Annotated in this window: 19 protein-coding genes; 8 read left to right on the top strand and 11 right to left on the bottom strand. The window is 62.2% G+C overall.

Going from position 1 to position 19,361, the window contains the following annotated elements:
- Positions 1 to 18 precede the first annotated feature (18 nt).
- Both moaB and glp read left to right on the top strand, forming a co-directional pair.
- A complete protein-coding gene (moaB, locus tag RGM2987_RS19435; RefSeq protein ID WP_245144373.1) occupies positions 19 to 558 on the top strand; it encodes a molybdenum cofactor biosynthesis protein B in 540 nt (179 codons plus the stop codon).
- Positions 559 to 580: 22 nt separating this feature from the next.
- Positions 581 to 1,768, top strand: coding sequence for a gephyrin-like molybdotransferase Glp (gene glp, locus RGM2987_RS19430; RefSeq protein WP_245144478.1), 1,188 nt, complete (start codon positions 581 to 583; stop codon positions 1,766 to 1,768).
- 60 nt (positions 1,769 to 1,828) lie between these two features.
- Here glp and RGM2987_RS19425 read toward each other — a convergent pair whose 3' ends face one another.
- Complete coding sequence (locus RGM2987_RS19425; protein ID WP_245144370.1) at positions 1,829 to 2,137, bottom strand: hypothetical protein; 309 nt, start codon at positions 2,135 to 2,137, stop codon at positions 1,829 to 1,831.
- 348 nt (positions 2,138 to 2,485) lie between these two features.
- Between RGM2987_RS19425 and yegS the strand changes: the two genes are divergently transcribed.
- Positions 2,486 to 3,403, top strand: coding sequence for a lipid kinase YegS (gene yegS / locus RGM2987_RS19420; protein ID WP_245144368.1), 918 nt, complete (start codon positions 2,486 to 2,488; stop codon positions 3,401 to 3,403).
- On the opposite strand, the gene RGM2987_RS19415 is transcribed toward yegS, so the two are convergent.
- From RGM2987_RS19415 to RGM2987_RS19405, 3 genes are all read right to left on the bottom strand, one after another.
- Positions 3,387 to 4,046 (bottom strand): response regulator transcription factor, encoded by a 660-nt coding sequence (locus tag RGM2987_RS19415; RefSeq protein ID WP_245144366.1) that lies wholly within the window; start codon positions 4,044 to 4,046, stop codon positions 3,387 to 3,389. The two genes, yegS and RGM2987_RS19415, sit on opposite strands and share 17 nt — an antisense overlap.
- A complete protein-coding gene (locus tag RGM2987_RS19410) occupies positions 4,043 to 4,936 on the bottom strand; it encodes a sensor histidine kinase (RefSeq protein ID WP_245144476.1) in 894 nt (297 codons plus the stop codon). The genes RGM2987_RS19415 and RGM2987_RS19410 overlap by 4 nt, the downstream gene beginning before the upstream one ends.
- A gap of 227 nt (positions 4,937 to 5,163) precedes the next feature.
- The gene (locus tag RGM2987_RS19405; RefSeq protein WP_245144363.1) at positions 5,164 to 5,634 is read right to left on the bottom strand and encodes a hypothetical protein; all 471 of its coding nucleotides are present in this window, start codon (positions 5,632 to 5,634) and stop codon (positions 5,164 to 5,166) included.
- A gap of 480 nt (positions 5,635 to 6,114) precedes the next feature.
- Here RGM2987_RS19405 and RGM2987_RS19400 point away from each other — a divergent pair, with 480 nt between their 5' ends.
- Entirely contained in the window at positions 6,115 to 7,038 is a 924-nt protein-coding gene (locus tag RGM2987_RS19400) for a chemotaxis protein CheV (protein ID WP_214999118.1), read from the top strand.
- A 71-nt stretch (positions 7,039 to 7,109) separates the two neighbouring features.
- Positions 7,110 to 7,919, top strand: a complete 810-nt coding sequence (locus RGM2987_RS19395) for an MOSC domain-containing protein (protein WP_245144361.1) — start codon at positions 7,110 to 7,112, stop codon at positions 7,917 to 7,919.
- A gap of 189 nt (positions 7,920 to 8,108) precedes the next feature.
- On the opposite strand, the gene RGM2987_RS19390 is transcribed toward RGM2987_RS19395, so the two are convergent.
- From RGM2987_RS19390 to RGM2987_RS19365, 6 genes are all read right to left on the bottom strand, one after another.
- The gene (locus RGM2987_RS19390; RefSeq protein ID WP_245144359.1) at positions 8,109 to 8,393 is read right to left on the bottom strand and encodes a pyrimidine/purine nucleoside phosphorylase; all 285 of its coding nucleotides are present in this window, start codon (positions 8,391 to 8,393) and stop codon (positions 8,109 to 8,111) included.
- A gap of 53 nt (positions 8,394 to 8,446) precedes the next feature.
- A complete protein-coding gene (locus RGM2987_RS19385; protein WP_245144357.1) occupies positions 8,447 to 9,031 on the bottom strand; it encodes an exonuclease domain-containing protein in 585 nt (194 codons plus the stop codon).
- 62 nt (positions 9,032 to 9,093) lie between these two features.
- Positions 9,094 to 11,064: an acetyl/propionyl/methylcrotonyl-CoA carboxylase subunit alpha gene (locus RGM2987_RS19380; RefSeq protein WP_245144355.1), complete on the bottom strand. Its 1,971-nt coding sequence runs from the start codon at positions 11,062 to 11,064 to the stop codon at positions 9,094 to 9,096.
- Between the two features lie 158 nt (positions 11,065 to 11,222).
- Positions 11,223 to 12,380, bottom strand: coding sequence for a citronellyl-CoA dehydrogenase (atuD, locus tag RGM2987_RS19375; RefSeq protein WP_245144352.1), 1,158 nt, complete (start codon positions 12,378 to 12,380; stop codon positions 11,223 to 11,225).
- A gap of 42 nt (positions 12,381 to 12,422) precedes the next feature.
- A complete protein-coding gene (locus RGM2987_RS19370; RefSeq protein WP_245144350.1) occupies positions 12,423 to 14,039 on the bottom strand; it encodes an acyl-CoA carboxylase subunit beta in 1,617 nt (538 codons plus the stop codon).
- A 28-nt stretch (positions 14,040 to 14,067) separates the two neighbouring features.
- On the bottom strand, positions 14,068 to 15,858 hold the full coding sequence (locus RGM2987_RS19365; protein ID WP_245144348.1) for an acyclic terpene utilization AtuA family protein: 1,791 nt from the start codon (positions 15,856 to 15,858) through the stop codon (positions 14,068 to 14,070).
- 181 nt (positions 15,859 to 16,039) lie between these two features.
- Between RGM2987_RS19365 and RGM2987_RS19360 the strand changes: the two genes are divergently transcribed.
- The 3 genes from RGM2987_RS19360 to RGM2987_RS19350 all read left to right on the top strand — a co-directional run bounded on the left by RGM2987_RS19360 (position 16,040) and on the right by RGM2987_RS19350 (position 18,640).
- On the top strand, positions 16,040 to 16,666 hold the full coding sequence (locus RGM2987_RS19360; RefSeq protein ID WP_245144346.1) for a TetR/AcrR family transcriptional regulator: 627 nt from the start codon (positions 16,040 to 16,042) through the stop codon (positions 16,664 to 16,666).
- 113 nt (positions 16,667 to 16,779) lie between these two features.
- A complete protein-coding gene (locus tag RGM2987_RS19355) occupies positions 16,780 to 17,562 on the top strand; it encodes a transporter substrate-binding domain-containing protein (protein WP_245144473.1) in 783 nt (260 codons plus the stop codon).
- A gap of 64 nt (positions 17,563 to 17,626) precedes the next feature.
- Entirely contained in the window at positions 17,627 to 18,640 is a 1,014-nt protein-coding gene (locus RGM2987_RS19350) for a GNAT family N-acetyltransferase (RefSeq protein ID WP_245144344.1), read from the top strand.
- A gap of 134 nt (positions 18,641 to 18,774) precedes the next feature.
- Here the strand turns inward: RGM2987_RS19350 and RGM2987_RS19345 are convergent, their stop codons facing one another.
- Positions 18,775 to 19,323 (bottom strand): RNA polymerase factor sigma-70, encoded by a 549-nt coding sequence (locus RGM2987_RS19345; protein WP_245144341.1) that lies wholly within the window; start codon positions 19,321 to 19,323, stop codon positions 18,775 to 18,777.
- Between the last annotated feature and the right edge of the window lie 38 nt (positions 19,324 to 19,361).

Raw genomic sequence — 19,361 nt, 5'->3', positions numbered from 1 at the left:
CTACAACTGGACGAGCCTATGAAAGCCAAGGCTGATGTACCTTTCGTGCCGCTCAATATCGCGGTGCTGACTGTCAGCGATACCCGTACCCTGGAAACCGACACGTCCGGGCAGGTCTTTGTCGATCGGCTCACCGCTGCCGGTCATAACCTGGCGGCGCGGGTGTTGCTCAAAGATGATTTGTACAAGATCCGGGCGCAGGTCGCGACCTGGATTGCCGAAGAGGTGGTGCAGGTGGTGCTGATTACCGGCGGTACCGGTTTTACCGGCCGCGACAGCACTCCGGAAGCCGTTACATGCCTGCTGGACAAGCAGGTCGATGGATTCGGTGAACTGTTCCGGCAGATATCCGTGGCGGATATCGGGACTTCGACCGTGCAGTCCCGGGCGCTGGCGGGTCTCGCCAACGGCACGCTGGTATGTTGCTTGCCGGGGTCGACCAATGCGGTGCGTACCGGGTGGGATGGGATTCTGGCCGAACAACTGGATGTGCGGCATCGGCCGTGTAACTTCGTGGCCCATCTGAAACAGGCGGCGCCTTGTGAATCCCGTGGGTAAACCTGGTAAGGCCGGTGCCTTGATGGCCGTAGAGGTGGCGTTGCAGCGGCTGCTCGAGATGGCGCAAGCGGCACCGATCCTCGAAGGCGAGCGTCTGTCGTTGGCCGAGGCGCTCGGCCGGGTACTGGCGGAGGATCTGGTGTCGACCCTTGATTTGCCGCCCTGGCCCAACAGCGCCATGGACGGCTATGCGTTGCGATTGGCTGACTGGAACGGTGAACCGTTGACAGTCAGCCAGCGGATATTCGCCGGGCAGGCCCCGGAGCCGCTGGCCGCGGGAACCTGTGCGCGAATTTTCACCGGCGCGCCCGTGCCAGCCGGTGCCGATTGCGTCGAGATGCAGGAAAATGCCGTAGTCGAAGACGACCAGCGGGTGCGGTTTACCGAACCCATGGTCAGCGGACAGAACATTCGTCCTCAAGGGCAGGAGACCACCGTTGGGGAACAAGTCCTCAGTGCTGGTACTCGCCTGGGGCCGATCGAGCTGGGGTTGGCGGCCTCCTTGGGCTGTGCATCGCTGGAGGTGGTGCGCAAGGTCCGCGTTGCAGTGCTGTCCACCGGCGACGAACTGGTGGAGCCAGGCCAGGCACTGGGCCCTGGTCAGATCTATAACAGTAACCGGGTACTGCTGTGCGGCTGGCTGCAAGGCCTGGGCTGCGAAGTGATCGACGCGGGTATCCTGCCAGACGATCTGCCAGCTACCCGCGAGCGCCTGGCGCAGTTGTCGGACGTCGACTTGATCCTGTCCACTGGCGGCGTATCGGTGGGCGAGGCGGACTTCCTGGGCATCGCCTTGCGCGAGGACGGTGAGCTGACGCTCTGGAAGCTTGCCATCAAGCCTGGAAAGCCGCTGACCTTCGGGCATTACCGTGGCGTGCCGGTGATTGGCCTGCCCGGGAACCCGGCCTCGACCCTTGTCACCTTCGCCCTGTTGGCGAGGCCTTATCTGCTCAGGCGCCAAGGCGTTCAGTCGGTCGCGCCACTCAAGTTCAAGGTGCCGGCTGGTTTCGCCTGGCCGAAGGCCGGCAGCCGGCGAGAATACTTGCGCGGCCGTATGGAGAATGGGCGAGCGATCATCTACCGCAATCAAAGCTCCGGTGTCCTGCGCAGCGCGGCCTGGGCCGAAGGGCTGGTCGAAGTGCTCGAGCAGCAAACGCTGGTCGAGGGCGACGAAGTGAGCTTCATCCCCTTGAGCGAAGTCCTGCGCTAGGACGTGGCGGCAGCTTTCCTGTGGCCCGAGTCAGATGCCCGGGCCTTGGGGCGAGCGTTTTCACCGGGTCAGCAACATGACCAACTGGTCGAAGCGGCTGTTGGCTATCCAGCCCAGCAGGCCGAGCACCACCGCCGCTGCGCCGGCCGAATAGGCCAGCCTGTGGCGGATCACCTTTACGTCGGTGCGGATTTCATCCATGTCTTTGCGGATGTACTTAAGGTGGGTTTCCAGTTCAACGACGCGCGGTTCCAAATCGATTCCTCCAGGGGGTCTACTGCAACTTTTGCACTCGTTCTGAGCATTGGCCCGCTCGCCTCCAAAGGATGCGAGTTGCCGCGGCGACAGCTTGTATTCACGGCTATGCATGGGACGATCCATCCCTTCGGCCTGTACTGTTCGAAGCTCTGATCCAGCCCCTTGGGGCCGCGTTGTATCCATCCATGGGTAAATATTTCCTTGTGTGATGAGCGTGTTTGACGATCCAGCAAAACAGAATCCCAAGGTGTCTCAATACCGCTAGAGGGTCAATTGAGCTGATTCGCCAGATCTTGTAAGAAAACTCTTCGAATACCGAAGTATCTGTCCGGCGAGCTGCTGCGCCGTCCTTGTCTTGGTACGGCTGTGTGCTTTTTTTCTACTAAATTGACGCGCAACGGGCTTTTTCAGCGCGCTGAGTGGTCCCATTTCCTGAACCTTCCAATGACGGAGAGAACGATGAGCAAGGGCAAGGCGCTGTTGATTCTGCATGGCAAGCAGGCGCTCAACGAAGAGGTTCGTGCGGCGGTGATGCTCAAGCGCAAGCAGGGCTGGGACCTTGCGGTACGCTTGACGTGGGAGGCCGGCGATGCGGGGCGATGCGTGGACGAGGCACTGGGCGCCGGCTACACCCGGCTGATCGCCGGCGGGGGTGACGGGACGTTGCGTGATATCGCCGAGGCGATGGTCCTCAACCCCAGTGATGCCAGCCTGGTACTTTTGCCACTGGGCACCGCCAACGATTTTGCCCGGGCGGCCGGTGTTCCGTTGGAGCCCGAGCAAGCCCTGGATTTGCTGGACGTTGCCCCGCGAGCGGTGGATGTGGGGGAGGTCGGCGGCGAGATTTTCCTGAATATGGCCACGGGAGGTTTCGGCAGCCAGGTGACAGCCAACACCTCTGAAGACCTGAAGAAAGTCCTGGGTGGCGCCGCGTATCTGTTCACCGGCTTGACGCGGTTCAGTGAGTTGAGTGCGGCTTACGGCGAGTTGCAGGGGCCGGATTTCCACTGGCGGGGTGATTTGCTGGCGCTGGGCATCGGCAATGGCCGACAGGCGGGGGGCGGCCATGTGCTGTGCCCGCAGGCGCTGGCTGATGATGGGTTACTGGACATCAGTATCCTGCCGGCGCCGCAGGAAGTGGTGGGGACGTTGAAGGATCTGCTCGCCGGTGGCCTGGGTATCGACAACATGTTCGTGCGGGCACGGCTGCCATGGGTGGAGATCAAGGTTGCCCAGGGCCTGGATATCAATCTGGACGGCGAACCGCTGCAGGTCGAGACGCTGCGTTTCACGGTGCGCCCCAAGGCGCTGCGGGTACACCTGCCTTCCGATTCGCCGTTATTGGAAGGCCCGGCGGCGCTCAATCGTCCAGGCTGATGATTTTTTCGCGCACGGCAAACAGCACGAGCCCGGCCACATCGTGGATCTGCAGGCGCTTCATGATCTGCGCCCGGTGGGTTTCCACGGTCTTGATGCTCAGGCTCAGGCCATTGGCGATTTCGCGGGTGGACTTGCCGCGCACAATCAGCCTCAGGATTTCCAGCTGGCGCGCCGTCAGATTGTGGGCCTGGGCAGGGTCGGGCTGATGCTTCTGGACGCGGGTCAGCGCCTGGTTGATCACCGTGTGGGCGATGGCCGGGCTCAAGTAGCGTTCGTTGCTGCGTAGCGCGTCCAGAGCGTGTTCCAGCTCGGTGGGGGTGGTGTCCTTGAGCAGGTAGCCATGGGCTCCGGATTCCAGGGCCTGCATGATCAGGGCCGGATCGGTGTGCATGGACAGGATCAACACCTTGCTTTGCGGTCGTACCCGCTTGAGTTGCTGCAAGGCATCCAGGCCGCTGGTGTCTTTCATGGAAATGTCCAGCAGCACGATATCGGGGTCCAGCCGTTCGACCAGTTCCACCAATTGCTTGCCATCATTGGCTTCACCGATGACGGCATAGCCCGGAATATCCGTGATCAGGGCGCGTACACCGGCCCTGATCAAGGAATGGTCATCTACCAGCAGCAAGTTGCAAGTCAATGGAGAACCTTATTCTTACTGGCCCGTTCCAGGGCACGTGGCGCCCAGGGAAAGCGAGCTTCAATGTGGGTGCCTTTGCCGGCTTCGCTGACGACCTTGAGGGTGCCGCCCAGTTGTTCGACTCGCTCCGACATGCCGGCCATGCCGCGCTGCCCTTCATGGGCGGGGTGGGTGGCCGGGACAAAACCCTGGCCATCATCAATGATCAGCAAGGTGAGGCCGTCAGGCAGGCGTTGCAGGCGCACCAGCAGGTTGGTTGCCTGGGCATGACGCAACATGTTGGTGACAGCTTCCTGGGTGATCCGAAAGACCGCGACCGCCATTTCTTCAGGGATGCCGGCCATGCGCTGTTGGCAATCGAGACTCCATTTGACCGGCGCGTTGGCCAGCGTCTTGAGCAGATGCGCCCGCAGGCTGGCCTCGAGTCCCAGGCTGGTCAGTTGCCGGGGATTGAGGATTGCCGATACATCGCGGACTTTATCGAGGGTCTCGTCCAGGGTCTCGCAGAGGATCGTGCACTGGCCCTGCATGTCTTCAGGCATCCGGCGTTTCAGCCATTCGCTTTGCAGCTTCGCCGCGGTGAGCAATTGTCCAATGTCGTCGTGCAGTTCACGGCTGAGTCGCCGGCGTTCGTTTTCCTGGACTTCGAGCAGTCGGTCGGCCAGTTCCTGCGGCTGGAATCTGATGGCGGTGCGCGCCAGCCGATGGTGGATCCAGACGCAGCTTGTGGCCGCGACATTCAGCACCAGCAGGACCAGCGGTACTTCATCGGCAAACAGGTAGGCCAGCAGGCAGCCGACGGTCGAGCAGATGCACAGCATCAACGTAAAGCGGCGTGCATTTTCTCGGGAGGGAGGCCAGGTGATGAAGGACTTGAAGCTGGCGTACATAGCGGATGGAGCCAATGAATGTTCGCTGCGGGCTGGCCGGTCAAGCATCTGACAGGCCGGGTCGGGTAAACGTTTCAGGTCGAAGGTGGCTTCGGTCGGCGATGTGGCGCCGTTGAAGCAACTGACGCAAGAGATAGTACCACTTCAAGGATTATCGGTCGCGCCCGGTATAAACGCTTGAGGATGTGATGGGCCTGGCGCCTCGCAACGAGCGGGCAGCACTGACCTCAGGCTTGCTTGTGAGCGAAGGCCACCAAGGTCAATGGGCGTGACGCGGCCAATGCCTGGCAAGGACTCTGGCCGACCTGGTAGGCGAATGCTTCGATCAGCGAAGTCTGTTCGCTGCTGTCCAGGCTGAGTTTGCCGGTAGTGGGGTCGACCAGTTCCAATTGCCAGGCCATCAGCGTCAGGCAATCTTTCAAGGCGTCCAAGGCCTGGTCATGCAGTTCCATGTGGTTCTGCGCGTGGCTGAGCAGGCCGTGGATATGCAGTGAGAATTCCGAGACCGCTTCCAGTGCCAAGGCATTGGCCTTGTTTGCCAGCTTCAGCAAGGTGCTGAGCAAGCAATCGATGGCGTCGTTGTCATTGCTGATCAACTGCAAATGGCTCAAGCACTCTTCGGTCTTGGCCAACAGCGTTTCGGCCTCGATCAGGAATTCGGGCAGGCGCTGATTCCAGTTCCTGTGATCGTTCGGCATGCTTATCTCCACAACATCATGTCAGGCGAAAGGAAACCGCGTACGGCCAACGGCTGGTTCTCAAGGACGGCGATGCCGTAGCGCGCGTCGAGTCGTGCGCACCGCTCGGCGAAGGCAGGCTCGCAAACGATTGCACGGGCAAGGTCGGCCAAAAGGCTGGAGGACCGATGTCCTGTGATCGCGCACAAAGGCCTGACTCCGTTCAGCAATGAGAATGGCGTCACATTAATGGCTATTGAATAGCGGGAATATCAGGTTGGACCTGATTGTGCCTAGGGGAATCCCTTAGGCGAGGGAACCTTGTGCGAAAACCGAGGTCGCGCACCGGGGAGAAATGCCAGATGAAACAATGAAGCCAGTAAAACATGATGTTAATGTGATATCAATGTCCCGCGCTCATATTTTATGAGGGTCAAGATCCGACGCAGGCAGCCGATAACTGTTTTATTGGATTCATCCGAACAAGCCCAGGAGTCATCGATGGCCGGCATTCTCGACACAGTAGATCAACGAACCCAATTGGTGGGTGAGAATCGCCTGGAAATTCTCATGTTTCGCCTGGCGGGTCGGCAGTTGTTCGCCATTAACGTATTCAAGGTCCAGGAAGTGCTGCAACTGCCAAAATTGACCTTGATGCCCCAGCGTCACCCGTTTGTCTGCGGCGTCGTCAATCTGCGCGGCCAGACATTGCCGGTGATCGACCTGTCCCAGGCCATCGGCATGCGCCCACTGGTACCGGGGCCTAACAGCACCATCATCGTCACCGAGTACAACCGTTCAGTCCAGGCGTTCCTGGTGGGCGGCGTGGACCGCATCGTCAACATGAACTGGGAAGCCATCCTGCCGCCGCCGACCAGCGCTGGCCGGGAACATTACCTGACGGCCATCAGCAAGGTGGACGACCAGTTGGTGGAAATCATCGACGTGGAGAAAGTCCTGGCCGAGATCGTGCCCTACAACGCCAAGGTTTCCCGGGACAAGCTCGAAGACCCGGTGCTGGAGCGCGCCCGCGGTCGTGAGGTGCTGCTGGTGGACGACTCCAACGTCGCGCTCTCGCAGTTGCGTGACACCCTGGGGCAGTTGGGCGTGAAGATGCACATCGCCAGCGACGGCTTGAAAGCCTTGAACATGCTCAAGGCCTGGGCCGACACCGGCGAGGTGATGACCGACAAATTGCTGATGATCTTCACCGATGCGGAAATGCCGGAAATGGACGGCTATCGCCTGACCACCGAAATCCGCAACGATCCGCGCCTGCGTGGGCTTTATGTCGTGTTGCACACTTCGCTGTCCGGCAGCTTCAACGACTCGATGGTCAAGAAGGTCGGTTGCGACAATTTCCTCTCCAAATTCCAGCCGGACAAACTGGTCGACGTGGTGCGTCAGCGGCTGATGCTCGGCTAGAACGGATGATGGTTTGCTTCAATGGCCGGCTCGTATAAGGTGGCATTTTTACACCACCAGGGAAGTTGACCATGTTGCGGCTGAGCGCGTTATACCGTTATCCGTTGAAGTCCGGCAAAGGCCAGCCCCTGCAAGGGATTGGCCTGGACAAGCTTGGGCTGGATGGCGACCGGCGCTGGATGCTGGTGGATGAGGGCACCGGGCGCTTTTTGACCCAGCGCGCCGTGGCGAAGATGAGCCAGCTTTCGGCGTTGTGGAACGAGGCGGGTGGCCTGACGCTGAGCGCGCCGGGCCATGGCGCCATTGACGTGCCGCTGCCGGCGAGCGTCGAGGAACAACGGCGCGGTGTAATCATCTGGCGCGACACCTTGCGCGTGCCGGACGCGGGCGACGAGGCCGCCGGCTGGGTCAGCGACTTCATCGGTAACCCTACGCGACTGGTGCACGTGCCGGTGGAGCTGGCGCGCACCACCGCCGCCGGCTATGGCAAGGATGACGACAAGGTCGCCTTTGCCGACGGTTTTCCGTTACTGCTGATCGGCCAGGCTTCCCTGGAGGATTTGTCGAATCGGGTTGGTCGCCCGCTGGACATGCTGCGTTTTCGTCCCAACCTCGTGGTCGAGGGCAGCGAGGCGTTCGCCGAGGACGGCTGGAAGCGTATCCGTATTGGCGACGTGGAGTTTCGCCTGGTCAAGCCTTGCTCGCGTTGCATCATGACCACGGTGGATCCGCACACCGGTGAGCGCGATCCGAACCGCGAACCCTTCGCCACCTTGCAGCACTACCGTTCGACGCCGGACGGGGCCATGTTTGGCCAGAACCTGGTCAACGACGGCAACGGTCAGCTTGAAATCGGCATGCCGATTGAAGTGCTTGAATAAAAAGACTCTTGAATAAAAACGCCCGTGTCCAATGACACGGGCGTTTTTATTCGGACGTTCGCTTCTGTGGCGAGGGAGCTTGCTCCCGCTGGGGTGCGAAGCAGCCCCCAACCTGACGCGTCACATTGATGGGACGCTGACGCGTCCAGCGGGAGCAAGCTCCCTCGCCACAGGGTGTGGTGATGTTTTTCAGCCGCGGTATTCGCACAGGTAAGCGGTGTCGACGGCAACTTTGAGCTGGAACTTGCTGTTGGCCGGTACATTGAACTGACTGCCGGCTGCGAAGGTTTCCCAGTCGCTGCTCTCAGGCAGTTTCACCGTCAGGGCGCCGGAGACGACGTGCATGATCTCCCGCTGGGCGGTGCCGAATTCGTATTCGCCCGGTGCCATGACGCCGATGGTCGCAGGGCCTTCGGCAGTGCCAAAAGCGATCGACTTGACGGTGCCGTCGAAGTACTCGTTGACTTTAAACATGGGCGATTCCTCGAAAAAGGGGCTGAAAAAGGCCGGCCAGTATGCACAAGGCTTCAGGTTTCGTCATCTGCCGCACCGAGGCGCGACCCGCCGCTCAAAACCGGAAGCACCAAGGGCAACAGACGCGCCGTATTGCGGGCATCTTCCAGCGCCCGGTGCTGCTGACCCACAAATTGCAGGCCGGCCAGTTGCAACGCGCCATTGAGCCCCAGCGGTCGCTCCAGGCGCCGGGCCTTGGCAAAGCGCTGCTTGAGGTTCATGTGCGGGATCTGGCCGAGGACGCTGTGCAGGTCCAGGCGCTGCCATTCCTGAAGCAATTGCTTGCGGTCGTAGTCACCCCAACTGACCCAGCTTTCCAGGTTCACGTGGTAGGGCGCCAGCCAGCGTTCAAATGCCGGCCAGACGTCGGTCAAGGGCGCGGCGCTGTCAATGTTGGCCTGGGTGATATGGGTCAGCTCGCGACAGAAAGGCGTGAGTAGCGGTCGCCTCACGGGCCGCACGAAGCGCTGGAAAGAATCCACCTCGCGCCCGTCACGATTCACCAGCGTAGCGCCGATTTCGATAATTTCCATTTCGGTTACCGGCCAGCCACCTTCATCGGTGGTGGCCTCCAGATCGATCACCAGCCAGTGAGGCATTGCAAGGTTCCCGGTATTGGCGCGCTGATGGGTTTGAGCGTAGTCAAACCCGGCGCATCCGCCTAGTGGGCTGTTTCGACCTGCAACAGAACCTGGCGGTTTTTCACCTGTTCGCCCTGGCTGACCTGCAACTGCCTGACCACCCCGTCGATGCCCGCCTTGAGGGGATGTTCGATTTTCATGGCTTCCAACACCATCAACAGTTGGCCCTGGCGCACGGTGCTGCCTTCGCTGACCAGCACCTCGACAATAGCCCCATCCATCGGCGCCCTCAGCATGCCGTCGCTGATGGTCGTTTTCGATGCCACGGCGGCACGGGTGCGATCCTGGAAATGCATGGCGCCGGGGCGAGTGGACAACCACAGATCAACACCGTCGAGGCGCCAGTCATGATGCTGGCGAATGCCGTTGACTATCAGCGTGGCCCCGTGTCGATCAACGTCGAGCAGTTGCAGCTCGATCAACTGCCCGGCGCAGCCGATGTTCAATGTTCCGTCGGTTTCGGCGGCCAGGGTCAGCGGCCAGTCGTGCTCGCCGACACCAATCCGGTAGTGCAGTGCCGCGCCGGCGTTGTTGCGCCATCCGCCCAGGCCGGGAGCATGCGATGCATACGAGGCGTGATAAAACAGCGCGGTGGCGATGGCCAATTGTTCGGCCGAGGGTTCGGCGCTTCGGAGTGCGGCAGGCTCGGTAAAGTGCTTTTCGATGAAACCGGTGCCAAAGTCACTGGCGACGAACCGAGGATGTGCCAGTAGCCCGGCCAGCAATCGCTGATTGCTTTGCACCCCAAGCAACACGCAGTCTTCCACCGCCCGCAACAGCTTGCGTCGGGCCTCTTCACGGCTCGCGCCATGGACGATGAGCTTGCCCAGCATTGGGTCATAGAACGGCGTGATGGCCTGGCCTTCCAGCAGTCCGTGATCGGTACGCACACCGTCCCGGTCGGGCGGCTCCCAGCCCACCAGTTTTCCGGTCTGGGGCAGGAAATCCGCGCCTGGGTCCTCGGCGTAAAGCCGGACTTGCATGGCATGTCCACGCAGTTGCAACTGATCCTGGCGCAAGGGCAGCGGCAGGCCTGCGGCGACGTCCAGTTGCCAGGCCACCAGGTCCAGGCCCGTGACCAGTTCGGTCACCGGGTGCTCGACCTGCAACCGGGTGTTCATCTCCAGGAAATAAAACCGGCCGTCCGCGGCAAGCAGGAACTCCACGGTGCCGGCACCGACGTACTTCACCGCGCGGCCGGCCGCGAGTGCGGCATCGCCCATGGCCTGGCGCAGCTCGGCGGTCATGACCGGGCAGGGCGCTTCTTCGATGATTTTCTGGTGGCGCCGCTGGATCGAGCAATCCCGTTCGCCCAGATGGATCAACTGGCCGTGGTGGTCGCCGAAAATCTGCACTTCGACATGCCGTGGATCGACCAAGGCCTGTTCGAGGATCAATTCATCGTTTCCAAAGCCGTGCAGGGCTTCGGAGCGCGCCGTGCGCAATTGCTCCAGCAGGTCCGCAGACCGCTGGACCAGGCGCATGCCACGACCGCCACCGCCGGCACTGGCCTTGATCATCAGCGGGTAGCCGAGGCGCTCGGCTTCGCGGCGCAACGTATCGTCATCTTGGGCGCCGCCTTGGTAGCCGGCGATGCAGGGCACGCCGGCGGCAACCATGGCGATTTTCGAGCGGCGCTTGCTGCCCATCAGTTCGATGGCCTCGGCGCTCGGGCCGATGAACACAAGGCCGGATTCGCTACAGGCCCTGGCGAATTCGGCGTTTTCCGAAAGGAAGCCGTAGCCGGGGTGGATCGCGTCGGCGCCGGTGCGCCGGGCCGCGTCGAGAATCGCCGGCGGGTTGAGGTAGGACTGCCGCACCGGGGCCGGACCGATCAGCACCGCTTCATCGGCCATGCGCACGTGCAGCGCGTCGGCGTCGGCCTCGCTATACACCGCCACTGTGCGATAGCCCAGGGCCTGGGTGGTGCGCTGGATCCGGCAGGCGATTTCGCCGCGGTTGGCGATGAGGATTTTGCTGAAGGTGGGCATGGGGTTATTCCTGGTTTTTTGCGGTGTCTGTCAGGGCCCTTTCGCGAGCAAGCCCGCTCCCACAGTTGACCGAGATCGTCAGGCAATCCCGGTTCAATGTGGGAGCGGGCTTGCTCGCGAAGCTTTTTGATATACCCACGATCCAGCAGGCAGGTTCCTCATGTTTTCTTCCCCGGCAAGATCCCCATCAGCTTGCAGATAATGCCCAGCATGATCTCATCCGCCCCGGCACCAATGGACACCAGTCGCACGTCGCGATAGGCCCGGGCCACGGGGTTGTCCCACATGAACCCCATGCCGCCCCAGTATTGCAGGCAGCTGTCGGTGACTTCCCGGGCCAGGCGGCCGGCCTTGAGCTTGGCCATGGAGGCCAGCCGCGTGACGTCCTGGCCGTTGATGTACTGCTCGGTGGCCTGGTAGACCAGCGCCCGCAGGCATTCGATCTCGCTGGCCAGTTCCGCCAGGCGGAAGTGAATCACCTGGTTGTCGATCAGCGCCGCGCCGAAGGTCTTGCGTGCCTGGCAATACTCGATGGTGCTGTCGACGCAACGTTCCAGCCCCTTGATCATGTTCGCCGCGCCGAACAGCCGTTCTTCCTGGAACTGCATCATCTGCATCATGAACCCGGCGCCTTCCTGGCCGATGCGGTTGCGTTGCGGCACCCGCACGTCGTCGAAAAACACTTGTGCGGTCTCCGAGCTGCGCATGCCGAGTTTGTCCAGGTGCGGGCCGAGGCTGACGCCGGGGCTGTGCATCGGCACCATGATCAGCGACTTGTTGACGTGGGGCTTGTCGTCCGAGGTGTTGGCGAGCAGGCAGATGAAATCGGCGCTTGGTGCGTTGGTGATCCACATCTTGCTGCCGTTGATGACGTAGTCATCGCCATCCTTGCGCGCCGTGGTCTTGAGCCCGGCGACGTCGGAACCGGCGCCGACCTCCGAGACGCCGATGCACCCCACCTGTTCGCCGCGTATCGCCGGGCGCAGGAACTCCTCACGCAGTTCATCGGAGCCGAAACGCGCCAGGGCCGGGGTGCACATGTCGGTCTGCACGCCAATGGACATCGGTACGCCGCCGCAATGGATGGTGCCGAACTCCTCGGCCGCGACAATCGAATAGCTGTAGTCCAGGCCCATCCCGCCGAACGGTTGCGGCTTGGAGATGCCCAACAGGCCCAGTTCGCCGGCCCTGCGGAAAATGTCGTGGATGGGAAAGCGCCCGGCCTTCTCCCATTCATCGACGTAGGGGTTGATGTCGTGGTCGACAAACTGGCGGACGGTGCGCCGCAGCGCTTCGTGTTCCTGGGTGAAGATCATTTTATTGTTCCCCTGGTCTGCGCTCGGAAGTCCATCAGGTGTTCAAAAGCGGGCCACACCAAAGCTGTTGGGTTGCAGCGCCCGCCGCTCGGCTTCGTGGCAGATGTCCAACAGCAAGCCGAGCAGCGAGCGGGTCTGGCGCGGATCGATCAACCCGTCGTCCCACAGGTTGGCGCTGCCATAGAGTGCGGTGGACTGGCGGTCGAGCTGCTGCGCGGTGGTTTGCTCCAGCAGGTCCAGCGCCTTCGGGTCGGGGCTCAGGCCGTTCCTGATCTGCGTGGCCTCTGCGACGATGCGCAGGACCTTGCCGGCCTGGGCGCCGCCCATCACGGCGGTGTGGCTGTTGGGCCAGGCAAAGATGAACCGTGGGTCCAGGCCGCGGCCGCACATGGCGTAGTTGCCGGCGCCGTAGGAACCGCCCACCACGAGGGTCAGCTTGGGCACCCGGGCGTTGGCTACGGCCTGGATCATCTTGGCGCCGTGCTTGATCACCCCTTGGCGTTCGGCTTCGGTGCCGACCATGAACCCGGTGGTGTTGTGCAGGAACAGCAACGGCGTGCGGCTCTGGTCGCACAACTGGATGAATTGCGCGGCCTTGCTGGCGCCCTTGGGCGTGATCGGTCCGTTGTTGCCGATCATGCCCACGGCATGGCCACGGATGTGCAGGTGGCCGCAAACCGTCTGAGGGTCGAACTCGCTCTTGAATGCCAGGAAATTCGAACCGTCGGCGATGCGCGCGATGATTTCTCCCACGTCATAGGGTTTCTTCGGGTCATCCGGCACCAGCCCCAGTAACTCGTCGGCAGGGTAGTGCGGTTCCGTCCAGGTCCGCTCCGGCTGTGGTGGCTGCTGTGCGTTCCACGCCAGCAGGCTGATGATCTCCCGGGCCAGGCGTATGCCGTCGGCGTCGTTTTCGGCCAGGTACTCGGCGGTGCCCGCCACCTGAGCGTGCATCAGCGCGCCGCCCAGTTCTTCTTCAGTGGCAATTTCGCCGGTGGCGGCCTTGAGCAACGGAGGCCCGGCGAGGAACAGCCGTGACTTGTCGCGCACCATCACCACGTAGTCCGAGAGCCCCGGTTGATAAGCACCGCCGGCCGTGGCCGAGCCATGCACCACGGTGATCTGTGGCAGGCCCATGGCCGACATCCGCGCCTGGTTGGCAAAGCTGCGTGCGCCCTCAACGAAAATCTGCGCGGCGTAATTGAGGTTGGCGCCGCCGCTTTCGGCCAAGGTGATCACCGGCAGTTTGTTTTCCATGGCGATCTGTTGCAGGCGCAGGGTCTTGTGCAGGCCGCTGGGAGAAATGGTCCCACCCTTGATTGCGCTGTTGTTCGCCACCACCAGCACCCGCACGCCACTGACAGAGCCGATCCCGGCGATCAACCCCGCACCGGCCCCGCTGCCATCCTTATCGTCGTGCAGCTTGTAGCCGGCCAGGCTCGCCAGTTCGAGAAACGGCGCGCCGGGGTCCAGCAACAGGTTCAAACGCTGGCGCGGCAACAGTTGGCCGCGTTGCTCGAACTTGCCCTGGACCTGGGCGGCTTTCTCCAGCACGACCTGTTCGAGCCGGCGCAATTGTTCGACGCCAGCGAGCATTGCCGCATGGTTGCGGACGAATTCGGCGCTGTGCGGATCAAGCTGCGATTGGATCACTGGCATCGCTGTTTCCTTCCCCAATGGCCGTCGTTCAGTCGAGCTGATCGGCGATGCTTTGCGGTACCGGTATCTGGATTTCCAGCAACTGCTGGGCGAATGCCTTGCCTTGGGGATCGATGCGCAGGCTCGCGGCACCGCCGCCGCCCAGGGCATTCTCCAGCAGGAAATTCAGGCTATGGGTGCCCGGCAGGTACCAGCGCTCGACACGGCCGAGCAGCGGGTCGAGCACGTGGCTCATCCAGTCGACCATCACCTCCGGGGTCAACGCCTCGGCGATCCATGGCAGGTAGTCCGGCTCGCGGGCGATGACGCCGATGTTGCTGTGGTTACCTTTGTCGCCCGAGCGCGCCACCGCCAGTTTGACCAGCGGCACGCTGGCGTCGGCCCGGCCCTGGGGTTTGGGCAGGTCCGGGGCGGTCGGCAGGTCGGCGATTGCCAGCGGTTCAAGAGCGGGCAGGGGACAAGGATGGCGCTGGCCGTCGAGTTCGATTTGCAGCCGGCAGGCGGATTTACCGACGAGGCATGAAAACAGGCGAATCAGCGGCGACACCGCGGGTCGGCCGCCCACCAGGCCGGTCAGCCCCGGGGCCATGCCGGTGGCGGCTTGGGCTATCTCTTTGGAAAACAGCACCAGCGCCTGTTTGTCCGGGTGGCGTACCGCCAGCTTGATCAGTACTTCGCGGCTGTCCTGGCGTTGGCCGTGCTGACCATAAGTGGCTTCACTGCCGAGCAGCTCGATATTCACCTCGCTGAAAGGAGCCCAGCCGCGCTGGCTGAAGATCTGCGAAGTCCGGGCGATGATCGCCTGGCTGACCCGTTCGGCCTTCGCCACCGCCTCGATGCCGGCGATCAGGCACGTGGCGGTGCAGCGAAAACCGTCCGGCCAGGTGGCGCAGACCTTGTATTGATCGGTGGGTGGCAAGCCTCGGGCACCGTGGACGCGCACCGCATGTTTGCCTTGCTGGATCAGCCTGACCTGGCTGAAGTCACAGATCACGTCCGGCAGCAGGTAACCTTGCGGATCGCCGATCTCGTAGAGCAACTGCTCGCCGACAGTCAGCGGCGTGACCAACCCGCCAGTGCCTTCGGCCTTGGTGACGATGAACTGGCCATCGGCGCTGACCTCGACGATGGGGAAACCGATGTGCTCGTAATCCGGGACGTCCCGCCAATCGGTGAAGTTGCCCCCGGTGCACTGCGCGCCGCATTCGATCAGGTGCCCGGCCAGGGCGGCCTGGGCCAGTTTGTCGTAGTCATGCCAGGCCCAGCCGAACTCATGCACCAGGGCCGCGCTGACCAAGGCGCTGTCGACCACGCGGCCGGTGATCACTATATCGGCCCCCAGGCGCAAGGCTTCGACAATCCCTGGGGCACCGAGGTAGGCGTTGATGGAAATACAGGTGGATGGCAGCGGTTCGCCGCTGAACATTTCGCGGATGCCTTGGCCGGCGAGTTGCTGGAGCTGGGGTTGCAGGTCATCGCCCAGCAGCACGGCGATCTTCAAGGGTACGCCGGCCGCCTCGCAGGCCGCTTGCAGCGCTGCGGCACAAGCCCGGGGATTGACCCCGCCGGCGTTGCTGATGACGCGGATCCGGTCTGCATGCAGGCGCTGGAGCAGGGGCGTCAGCACATCGATGAAGTCACTGGCGTAGCCAGCCCGAGGATCTTTCAGGCGGGCCCCGGCCAAGATCGACATCGTGACTTCGGCCAGATAGTCGAACACCAGGTAGTCCAGTTCCCCGCCTTCGACCAATTGCGCCGCCGCGGTGCAGGTATCGCCCCAGAAGGCGCTGGCGCAACCGATACGGATCGTTTTTGGCATGGGGCACCCTCCGACAAACGTCGCTCGAGACTACCAAGCAAGCGCTTGGTTCGCAAATATCCATTCCTGTCTTCTGGCCGAGCGCTTGCTTGGTTGGAGCGCTCGGCTTAAATTGCCCGCGCCGCCTTGCTGCACAGAGGCAATGGCTGCGCATGGGTTGATCGACTGTAGGAGATAACGGGTGGACGAGCAAAAAGCCCTCAGGGTGATGCGCGAGCTGGTCGACAGCGGGCAACTGACCGATCCGGACAGCGCGCGCGGTAAACTGCTCCAGACCGCCGCCCACCTGTTTCGCAACAAAGGCTACGAACGCACCACTGTGCGTGACCTGGCAAGCGCCGTGGGCATCCAGTCGGGCAGCATCTTTCATCATTTCAAAAGCAAGGACGATATCCTGCGGGCGGTGATGGAAGAAACCATCCGCTACAACACCGCGTTGATGCGTGCTGCCCTGGCCGAGGCGGGCAGTGTGCGCGAGCGGGTGCTGGCGCTGATCCGCTGCGAATTGCAGTCGATCATGGGCGGCACTGGCGAGGCGATGGCGGTGCTGGTCTATGAATGGCGCTCGCTGTCCCAGCCAGGACAGCAGCACGTGCTGGCCCTGCGCGATATTTATGAAGACTTGTGGCTGGAGGTCTTGGGCCAGGCCAAGGAGGCCGGGTATATTCGCGGCGATGTATTCATCACCCGGCGTTTCCTCACGGGCGCATTGTCCTGGACCACCACCTGGTTTCGCGCCGAGGGCAACCTGAGCCTCGACGAGCTGGCCGAGCAGGCCCTGGTCCTGGTGCTTGAAGAAAAACAATAAAAAGCGGCGCATTAAATGACCGCATGGCTGGCTAAGCGGCGTAGATCGCCTAGCTTGATTGTATTGATCGGTACTCTTGGGGAGTGGTTATCTTGACGTTCTTACCGATGGGGATGACCTCGCGTGTGCTGCTGGCCGCGCTCGCCGCCTTCTTGACCTTGCAGGTCGAGGCGGCGCAATTGGTGCGGATCGGCGCGGCACATTTTCCGCCGTACACGGTGCGTCCCGAAAATGGCGCCGATACCGGCCTGCTCCCGCAACTGGTGGAGGGTCTGAACCGGTTGCAGACCGACTATCAATTCGTCCTGGTCCCGACGTCGATTCCACGCCGTTTCAATGACTTCAAGCAGGGCCGGGTCGATATGGCGATTTTCGAGAACCCGGACTGGGGCTGGCAGGACGTGCCCCACACCGCCGTGGACATGGGCCTGGAGGACGCGGAAATCTTCGTCACCCAGCGTCAGCCGGATCGCCAGCAAAGCTATTTTTCCGACCTGCGAGGCAAGCGCCTGGCCCTGTTCAGCGGCTACCACTACGCCTTTGCCGAATTCAACGCCGACCCCAAGTTCCTCGCCGGTCAGTACAACGCCACTCTGACCTACTCCCATGACAGTAACCTGCTGATGGTGCTGCGCGGACGTGCGGACATCGCCCTGGTGACCCGTTCGTACCTGAACGACTACGTGTTGCGCAATCCTGAAGTCGGCCCGCAGCTGCTGGTGTCCGAACGCATCGACCAGCTGTATCACCATTACGCGCTGATCCGGCCGCAGGCGCCCATTACCAGCGAAGCGTTCGGACAGTTGCTGCAGAAACTGCGGGACAACGGTCAACTGCTGAAGATCTTCAAGCCGTACCAGATCGAGTTGGTGCCTGTGCACACCCATTCGACCTGAGACTAAATTTCTGCTCCTGGCTCACGTCCCACGTTGACTACCGACGAATACGCGAGCCGCTCCCATGTCCAACCTCAATCACCCGGCGGCGTTACCGCTGCCGGGCGGTCGCCGCCTCGGCGCCGATGAAACCGAACGTCACCTGAGCCTGATGCTCGAAGGCGCGCCGCTGATCCGGTTGCGCCTGGAGCGCGGCGCGCAATTGCGGGTGCACTTGCAGGAACGCCATGATCGACCGGTGGGCCCGGCCCTGTGGGCGGCCTGTTATTGGCTGTTCGCCCGTGATCCGGATTGCCAGCGGCTGCTCTGGCACCTCGACGAGCGTCCCGGCGAAGCCTTGCTCAGCGGCTTGCTGACGACCACCGGGCGCAGCGGCGAGTACGTTTGCGAGCGCACGATGTTCTGGCAATTGCCGCAGCCCTGGCTGGGGGAATCGTTCAGCGGCAGTTACCCGCAGCAGATGATTATCAGCGATGGCCGGCGCCATCCGCGTCGGCCGATCAAGCCGCGTGGTGAAGTGTATCGGCGTTTCGATGCCCGGCTGGGGGCCTGGGTCTCCTTGCGCACCCTGGAAATCGAACAGGACCTGGTGCGTTTCAACCGCTGGCAGAACAGCCCGCGAGTCGCGGCCTTCTGGCAGGAGGAGGGCAGCCTGGAACAGCATCGCGAGTATCTGAGCAAACTGCAGGACGATCCCCGGGTCCTGACCCTGATCGGCTGCTTTGATGACCAGCCATTTGCCTATTTCGAAGCGTACTGGGCCAAGGAAGATCGAATTGCGCCATTCTATGAAGCTCGGGACTACGACCGCGGCATTCATATGCTGGTGGGCGAAGAGCAGCACCGCGGGCCGCACAAGGTGGCGAGCTGGCTGTCTGCGCTGGTGCACTACCTGTTTCTCGACGATCCACGCACCCAGCGCGTCGTGGCCGAGCCCCGGGCCGACAACGCCCGGATGATCGGGCACCTGCACAACCAGTGTTTCCATTGCGAAAAGGAATTCGACTTCCCCCACAAGCGCGCGGCGCTGATGATCCTGGGGCGTGAGCGGTTTTTTGATCGGTGTGGGTTGGTGTGACTGGATCTGAGGGATGAGTCCCTGTGGGAGCGGGCTTGCTCGCGAAAGGGCCGTGACAGCCACTGTTGATGTCGACTGTCAGGCCCTCTTCGCGAGCAAGCCCGCTCCCACATGGGTTGTTTTTTCAGCAGAAGTCACCGCCGGGCAAAAGTATCCCCACGAACCCCCGACACCTTGCGGCAATGCACCAGGGCGTCGCGGATCATGAAGTTCACCAGGGTCGGCGAGACGCCCAGTTCCTTGGCAATGTCCTTCTGCGGCACGCCGTGCAGGCGGTACATCTCGAAAGCGTAGCGAGTGCGGCTGGGCAATTCGGTCAGCGCGTCGGCAATGTGCTCCAGGGTGGAAAAGTTGATGTGGGAGGTTTCTGGCGAAGCGCCCTGGATCACCACGTTCAACCCTTCCTCTTCCGGTCCCGAGTATCGCTGTTCCAGCGCCTGCTTGCGGTAGTGGTCGATCGCCAGGTTGCGGACAATCTGGAACAGGTAGCTGAGCTGGGCCTTGAACGAGGAGGTGATCTGCGGCGCCGATTGCAGCCGGAAAAACGCGTCCTGCACCACATCTTCCGCACGAGACCGGCACCCGGTGATGCGTGCGGCAATCTTGACCAGGATCAGCCGGTTATCAACGAAAGCCTGGAGTAACGGTGAGTTGCACCTGCTTGTGGATACTTGTTCCGTCATGGAATTCACCTTGCTGCAAATAGTTAGCGGGACGACGT

Source organism: Pseudomonas sp. RGM2987 (assembly GCF_022952855.1).
In the GTDB taxonomy this organism is placed as follows: Bacteria; Pseudomonadota; Gammaproteobacteria; order Pseudomonadales; family Pseudomonadaceae; genus Aquipseudomonas.
This window is presented reverse-complemented; position numbering and strand designations above follow the sequence as displayed.